We start from the raw sequence: 7,085 nt of genomic DNA, 5'->3' as shown, positions 1-7,085 counted from the left end.
CCTCATTTTTATCAGTGGCTATCGCTTGAAGTGTTACCGATGGAATTGTAAATGGCTTTTTGGGAAAATCCTTATAGCCTTTACTTACTATCAATCCTGTCTAGATCAACTAACTAGTATTTCCTGATCTATCACTCCGATGATAACTTCGTGTTATCCGCATTCTGCATGTCTTGATTGTTGCTGCTAATTGATGGCGGTGATAACATCGACAACGCCGCGATCGCACCCCGGACTTGAGATGGTTCGACCTCCAAATAATTTTGCAGTTGCTCCAAATTGCGATGTCCACTGATTTCTTGGATGACTCTCAGAGGGATTTGGGCATTGCTCATGAAAGTGAGTGCGGTTCTCCGGCAACTGTGTGTGCTTGCTCCTTCGATGTCCGCACGTTCGCAAGCTTCTCGGAAGATTAGGCTTGCATATTCTGAGTGCAAGTGACCCCGCCCCCATCTACCAGGAAACAAAAAACCGTCACGAGAGTTTGTGGGTTTGTAAGTAGCTAGGAAGCACCTTAGTTCTGACAAAATCGGAATGCTGCGGGTAGCTAACTTTCCCTTTGTATTCCCTTTACGGATGATCAACTCTGCTCTGATCCGTCCCTTGCTGTTATAAACATCTTTAATTTTTAGGGTAACTGCTTCATTGACGCGGCAACCCGTATACAGCATCACGCCTATTAAGGCTCTGTCTCGCTCTGTGGCTAACCCCGAAGTGAATAGACGCTGGATTTCTTCCGGCGACAAAACCTTTGCCTTCCCGTGACGGTCAATTTTCACAGCCCCAAACCCCCGATAGTTAATCATTATCGCCGATGCTCCCGTCCCAGGATTTATTTCGGTGAAAAAAGTGTGGAACTGTACTGCAATGTGTACTAGTTTCTCTACCGTTTCCGTTTCCCTTTCCCTGTTCACGGACAAAGTGAAAATTGTGGCAGTTTGTCAGCAACAGAATACCCCCGTCACCTGTAGCCAGAACGGTGTACTAATGCTGTACTATTCCCCTGCCATTTAAGCGCACAGGAGAAAAAGCCGATTACCATTTGGGACTGCCATCTCTCGTGCTGCACAAGCAATAATCACCTTTATCATGATGAGCGATCGGTTGACTCAATCACTCTTCGTCCCAGTTTACCTAGCCACTACCTTTCTTCATGCCATTGGGCTATAGCCAATGCCCCTATATTGAAAAACCTAAAGATAGGTGAAAAAAATAAACTGAAAATGACTTTATAGTTAATAAGTAATGCAGCAGGTTAAAGAGCATACTCCTAACAGTTAACTACACAAATATTACAGGTGTAGGTTGTGGTCAAAGAAAAGGGGCAAAGGTGCTTATTTTAAGAAACTTGTACAAAATTCTTTCCTGCATCTGTTGCTTTCATGCCAAATCAAGCTGATCAGAATAGCCTGCTTTTTAATCGCTATCACGCCATACAACTATAGAGTCATTTTTAGTTTATTTTTGAGAGTGGTGTAATTGGCACAGACATCGTTTGGCATGGTGGTCTACAAATTCCTGCTCCTTTTAACACCCTCGAGCTGGGCTTATATAAAGGATTAGTTTTTGAGAATCATAATTAAGTTTTTGCCGACCAATGGTCGGCAAATTGCGATGCCGAGCAACCAACGACAATTGCACGTGCGTAGGCGAAAGTTCCCGTTGAAACTATTTATACTTTACCTAGATAACAGTTATCAAGTCACCGGGCGAGTTATGCCCTTTGTGATGCATAAACCACTGTTTCAGTACTTGCTAGATAATGACTCTACTGTTGTGGGTGAAAGGTGACACTAATTCTTCAAAACTGAATTTACGGGGATGGAGCATTACTCTAATTGCACTGAACTCAAAAAATCAACTGACTGGACACTAATTCTTTAAAACTGACAAATAATTCTTTAATGGACAGTTGGCGGTAGTATCTCTTCATAAAAACATTGCTTGAGGAATGCGCTGACACATTTGGCGATGATAGCATCAAGGTAATTCATCATGATGAATTACACGATTTAATAAGCGTGGCAAGCCCCAGTTTACCTAGATGACACGTGAACATGAGCAATACAGGGCGTAAAAAAAAGCTGGCATCTTTCAACTGTGACCAAAGGAAGTGGGAGCAGTTTATCGCCTGTTGCAACTCAAAAGGCACAACAGCAACAGCCACGCTGCTCGAATTTATCGATCTCTACTTAGGCGATTCCCAAGATAAGCTTGATGCAATAAGTGGTAATAATTTAGACAAACGCCTAGATTCTCAGATTAAGGCAAGTGTTGAGAAGTACTTAGTTACGAGTAACAATAGTAACGCCAGTCCGACTAATGAAACGATAAGAGCTATTTGCGAAAGACTTGATAAGCTGGAGTCAGAGTTTTCAAATGAATCTAATAGCAACCAAACCACAGCAATTGATAATCTCGCCAATTTAGAACAAAAAATTGAAAAGATGACAGCCCGAATGACACAGTTGGCTGAGGCGATCATTAAAATTCAAGACTATCTCAACAACCAACAAAAGCGGGGCCAAAAATCGTACTACAACAATTCATCCTATTCTGGGCAAAGTCCGCGAATGCAACCGTTAACTGAAGAAGGTTTGGCCAAGAGGCTTGGTGTAAGTGAGGAAACTGTACGCAAGGAGCGAATTAATCTTCCCCCACCGCTTTTTGTAGCATGGTGTAAGAACAAAGATAGAGCGGGATTAGGGTGGGAATTTAACGAAAATACGGGATTATATCAGCCGGCAAGTTAGTATTTTGATTAATTCCAACTTGTAGCGGCGAATGTGCGCTCTGCTGTTGCCAATTTGAATTTTTTAAAATGTGATTATTTCACAACCTTCAAGCAATTCGTCATAAACAGTTAGTTGTTGTGTTTTTAAGTGGTTTGGCAATGAATCATTATCAAAGGTCAAAGTAACAATATGAGTATTTTTGAGACTAAGAGATGATTTGCTGATATCGGTTATTGCCGCACTCATACCGCTTCGAGTACCGATCAGATACTTCACCGATTGCCCGATTTTTAACTCTGCTGCCGGAATAGCCATAGATTTTAAAAGTGTAACTTAAACAGTAGTCTGGTTGGATGTTTGGAGGTTGGATACGACCGTTTAACCATGTTGGACATGGGTTTTATTCAAGGCGCAGAACTGCATTAATTGCAGAATCAATTAACTCAATTGCGGTAGTTTCATAGTGATAAGTATTAAAGCGAAACTTACCTACAAACTCAGGCTGTTTTGACGGACGATAACCATATTTAGACTCGTACATTTGTAGTGCAAGACTACCAATAGTAGTCATCTGTCCTTGTGTTGCAGTCAATTGGCGTTGTTGCAATCTCGAAGCAATGGTAAGAGTAGATGCTGTTTTTGGAGATTTGGTAGCGTTACCTAATCTGCGCCAAATATTTGCTAATTCATCAGGAGGTGAAATGAGTAAATTAGTGAGGCCAGTAAAACGTTTAGCGGGCTTATCTGTGGCGACAGCAATCTTTAATGCAATATCTTGTCCAACAGCGATAAATGTACCCATTGCGCGGGTCATAGTAGTGTAAAGCAATTGACGGGTTAACATTCGGGAGTTGGAGGTGAGTAATGGAAAAATCACATAAGGAAATTCACTACCCTGGCTCTTGTGGCAAGTGATACAAAAGGAGTGCATGATTTGTTCAAAGTCACTCCTGTAATAGTCAACTCGTGCGCCACCTTCCCAATCAATTGTCACCAGTTCTTTGATTGGGTCAACAGCAATAATTCTGCCCATCTCCCCGTTCATTACTGGTGGGACAGTTTCATAACGATTTTTCAATTGGATAACGCGGTCGCCAACTCGGTAGACAACCGACCCAGAAACAACTTCTGCCTGATTCTCAAGTTTTGGATTGAAAATAGGGGCAAGAAGCTTATTAAGGTTATGAACACCCGCTAGCCCTGACTTTTGCGGTGCTAGTACCATTAGTTGTTGATTTAAATCCACATTCTCTTTACTCATGGCCAGGGCTAAAGAGACGATGGTGTTAGCCGTCGCTTGGGGTGAAGGAGTTTCTAGCATGGCGCAGTCGCTCACATCCATCCACTGATTGGGTTGATTAAATTTGTGCAATGTCGGCACTGTACCAAAATTTACATCACTAGCTGCATAGATAATCAAGCTCTCGTGTCGCTGCCGATAAATGGTTTGCAATCTTGTTGTTGGTATTAAATCGGAATGAAGCAAATCTCGTAGCACCATTCCGGCTCCAACACTGGGTAATTGGTCAGAATCTCCTACCAACAAAATTTGGGTTTTGGCTGGCATTGCTTTAAGTAGAGAATTAAACAGGAATATGTCTACCATTGAAAATTCATCAACAATCAGCCAGTCGAGAGCAAGCAAATTTTCCTCGTTATAAAGGAAAGCTTGCCCAACTCCCTGCCACTGAAGTAGACGGTGAATCGTACTTGCTTCCATACCTGTGGCATCTTTCATTCGGTTAGCAGCTTTTCCGGTGGGGGCTGCAAGAGCAATAGTTGCCCTAATTGAAGTCAACCATTCCACTAAAGTTTTCAGAACATGGGTTTTGCCGCGACCAGGGCCACCAGTAATAATGCTGATTGGATGTTTAGCTGCCATGACTAAAGCACTAAGTTGTTCATCGCTCAAGCGTGAGAGTTGGCGATAGTCAGTTGCTTGAAGATTTACTAACCAGCGTTCAAGATGTTCTTTCGAGCGAGTTGGTTGATTCAGGTGAGCTTGAATTTTCAAAGCCACAGAAAATTCAGCACGGTAAGCAGCTTTCAGGTAAACGCTCTCTCCACTGTCACCAGAAATTAAAGTTCCCTTATCTATTAACTTAGCAAGGATAGTACTTAAAGATTGAATATTAGGTGTATGCAAAGTATGGTTGAGCGCATCCATAGCAGCAACAAGTAATTGCGATGACGGCAGGAAACAATTACCTTCTTGCATTGCCGATTTTAAGACATGGATTAGAGATGAAGCATAACGAGTCTCACTATCAAGTGAGATTCCTAAAGATATCGCTAAAGAATCAGCAGTTTTAAAACCAATGCCATCGACTTCATCCGCTAGGCGATAAGGGTTGTTTTGCAGTACAGAAGACGTTTGGTGTCCATAATGGTCACAAATTTTTAAGGCTAACTTTAATGATGTTCCCACAGCCACAAGTTGAGTAATAACCCCAAAGTTAGGATTAGTTTTACTTTGTGACCAAGATGAAATAATTGCAGTGATTCGATAAGTAGTAAGTCCAGGAACTGAGTCCAATTTTTCCGGGGCGTTGTCTAATACTGATAAGGTGGAAGTTCCAAAGTAATTGACAAGAGTTTGAGCAGTTTTCTTGCCGATGCCACGAAACAGCCCACTTTCTAAATACTGCTGGATTTCTGACAAGGTTAGCGATGGAAATTTCTCGACTTGAAGGAGACTCGTCATGAGTTAAATCTTCGTTGAGAGATTCTGTTCTCATTCCAGAATAGCGCATCAAACGAATTCGCAATGGGCTGCGCCCCGCTACGCTAACGCAATTATTACCCCACGCACGTCACTTGCTCTATTTGGGGAAACCGGAAAATTATCAAAAAGCAGGGAGCAGGTTTTCCCCCGACTATTCTGCTCCCGAACGGGTTTGACCATTTTCTTGAAAATGGTGTGTCGGACAAAACTTAACTGACCAATATATAACAAATAAAAGTGAAAAATCAAGAGGCGAAAGTACGGATTATTTTTGTACCTTTATCGATTCTTTTGTCATTGCTAAATATAGGATATTAAAAGAGAATCGGCAATAGATAGTATTAACATATTTATAAGATAAACAGATATACTTTGGTTATAGGAAAATAGGTTTAAGCTAGCAATAACTAATACTTTAATTAAATAATTAAGATAAATAAAGATTAAAAAACATCTCGTATTTTCAACAGCAAATATTAATAAATGAGTAACTAATTATGTTACAAATATAGAATAGTTAATCATGCAAGTAGCCAAAATTTGTGCTATGCACCCAATAGAGTTTAAGAAAAAGTGGAAATTAAGTTATCGAGAGCTTGCCCTAGTTTTGGGGTACGAAAGTGAATACACTACCCGGAACTGGAATATGCCAGGAGAACATAAACGGAATCCTCAGAATGTTGTTCGCGTAGCTTGTCGTCTTTTAGATGAAAAGTGGGAACGGGAAGGAAAAGCGCTCAATTCTTATCTTTAACCAGTTTTTTGTGACCGCTAATATTTTTTAAAATGACACTCCCCCGCCACGAAAAAGGCGGGTATTTTATGTATAGTTAGAAGTTCCAAGAAGTTCTCAGAATCATGGGGATAGGGGGGTTTACCTGGCAAAATGAAGAACTAACAAGATTAGAAGTTGCGGCGATGTTAAAGCCAAAGGTTTCTGCAAGACAACTGCAAGCATATTTGAATATAGCTCGGAAGTACTTGCCGGAGTTCAAGAAATTCACCAACAAAAAAACAGGTGGTCTAAATGGCATGAGCAAGCTATACAAGTGTCATATTGCTCCCCTTCAAGAAATTCGCTCACTAGCTAGAGAGAATACTTTAGCTGACATAGAGAATGAGTTTGTTCAAAGAGGCTCGAAAAAGTGATTTTTATATGAAGAAAGGAGCAATTCTCTTGGTATCTAATAATTCTGTGCGAAGAACACAAACTCAAGTTCTGGCTAAGGCGCTAGCAGCGATTGGGCGCAAGTATCAGCATCACATAAACGCCGCGGGGACAGCGACAATCATTGTCATGCAAACCATGCCCTCTTATGGGTGGGGCTTGTTCGATTCGGCTCAGGTGGCAATGACTTGTATGTTCGGCGGCGCTGGTGGGATTACTGGAGGTGCTGCTGCTGCTGCCACCTCCATTAAAGCCCTTCCCGCAGTTATCAACGCAACCATTACAGTACTTTTGTTTGTATACTTTGTGGCTTCTGGGCTTAAGGTTGCCAACGGCATTGGTGATGGGCAGGAAGTTACGCAAATGGTACAGCAGCCTATCGGCGTGTTCTTCGTTATCCTGGTGCTTTGGATAGCTCAAAGCATATTATTCAGTGGCGTTACAGCCGCTTGCTAGT

The 7,085-nt window shown here is 41.6% G+C and carries 8 protein-coding genes; 5 read left to right on the top strand and 3 right to left on the bottom strand.

Annotated elements, in window-relative coordinates; all coding sequences use genetic code 11:
* Positions 1-131 precede the first annotated feature (131 nt).
* Entirely contained in the window at positions 132-779 is a 648-nt protein-coding gene (locus tag CDG77_RS17380; protein WP_094330598.1) for a tyrosine-type recombinase/integrase, read from the bottom strand.
* A gap of 787 nt (positions 780-1,566) precedes the next feature.
* Here CDG77_RS17380 and CDG77_RS35545 point away from each other — a divergent pair.
* Together CDG77_RS35545 and CDG77_RS17375 are read left to right on the top strand one after the other, a co-directional pair.
* A complete protein-coding gene (locus CDG77_RS35545; RefSeq protein WP_143857044.1) occupies positions 1,567-1,791 on the top strand; it encodes a hypothetical protein in 225 nt (74 codons plus the stop codon).
* A gap of 266 nt (positions 1,792-2,057) precedes the next feature.
* Positions 2,058-2,753 carry a hypothetical protein gene (locus CDG77_RS17375; RefSeq protein WP_094330594.1) on the top strand — a complete coding sequence of 232 codons (696 nt, stop codon included), beginning with the start codon at positions 2,058-2,060 and terminating at the stop codon, positions 2,751-2,753.
* A 63-nt stretch (positions 2,754-2,816) separates the two neighbouring features.
* Here the strand turns inward: CDG77_RS17375 and CDG77_RS17370 are convergent, their stop codons facing one another.
* Both CDG77_RS17370 and recD2 read right to left on the bottom strand, forming a co-directional pair.
* Positions 2,817-3,050, bottom strand: coding sequence for a hypothetical protein (locus CDG77_RS17370; RefSeq protein ID WP_223269846.1), 234 nt, complete (start codon positions 3,048-3,050; stop codon positions 2,817-2,819).
* A gap of 85 nt (positions 3,051-3,135) precedes the next feature.
* The gene (gene recD2, locus CDG77_RS17365) at positions 3,136-5,439 is read right to left on the bottom strand and encodes an SF1B family DNA helicase RecD2 (RefSeq protein WP_094330593.1); all 2,304 of its coding nucleotides are present in this window, start codon (positions 5,437-5,439) and stop codon (positions 3,136-3,138) included.
* A 544-nt stretch (positions 5,440-5,983) separates the two neighbouring features.
* Between recD2 and CDG77_RS17360 the strand changes: the two genes are divergently transcribed.
* From CDG77_RS17360 to CDG77_RS17350, 3 genes are all read left to right on the top strand, one after another.
* Positions 5,984-6,214, top strand: coding sequence for a hypothetical protein (locus CDG77_RS17360; protein WP_223269845.1), 231 nt, complete (start codon positions 5,984-5,986; stop codon positions 6,212-6,214).
* Between the two features lie 104 nt (positions 6,215-6,318).
* Positions 6,319-6,609 carry a hypothetical protein gene (locus CDG77_RS17355; protein WP_094330592.1) on the top strand — a complete coding sequence of 97 codons (291 nt, stop codon included), beginning with the start codon at positions 6,319-6,321 and terminating at the stop codon, positions 6,607-6,609.
* Positions 6,610-6,616: 7 nt separating this feature from the next.
* Positions 6,617-7,084: a hypothetical protein gene (locus tag CDG77_RS17350; protein WP_094330591.1), complete on the top strand. Its 468-nt coding sequence runs from the start codon at positions 6,617-6,619 to the stop codon at positions 7,082-7,084.
* Position 7,085 lies beyond the last annotated feature (1 nt).

The organism is Nostoc sp. 'Peltigera membranacea cyanobiont' 213, from assembly GCF_002245975.1.
Classification (GTDB): domain Bacteria; phylum Cyanobacteriota; class Cyanobacteriia; order Cyanobacteriales; family Nostocaceae; genus Nostoc.
The sequence above is the reverse complement of the archived record's forward strand: the minus strand, read 5'-3'. Positions and strand labels throughout refer to the sequence as shown.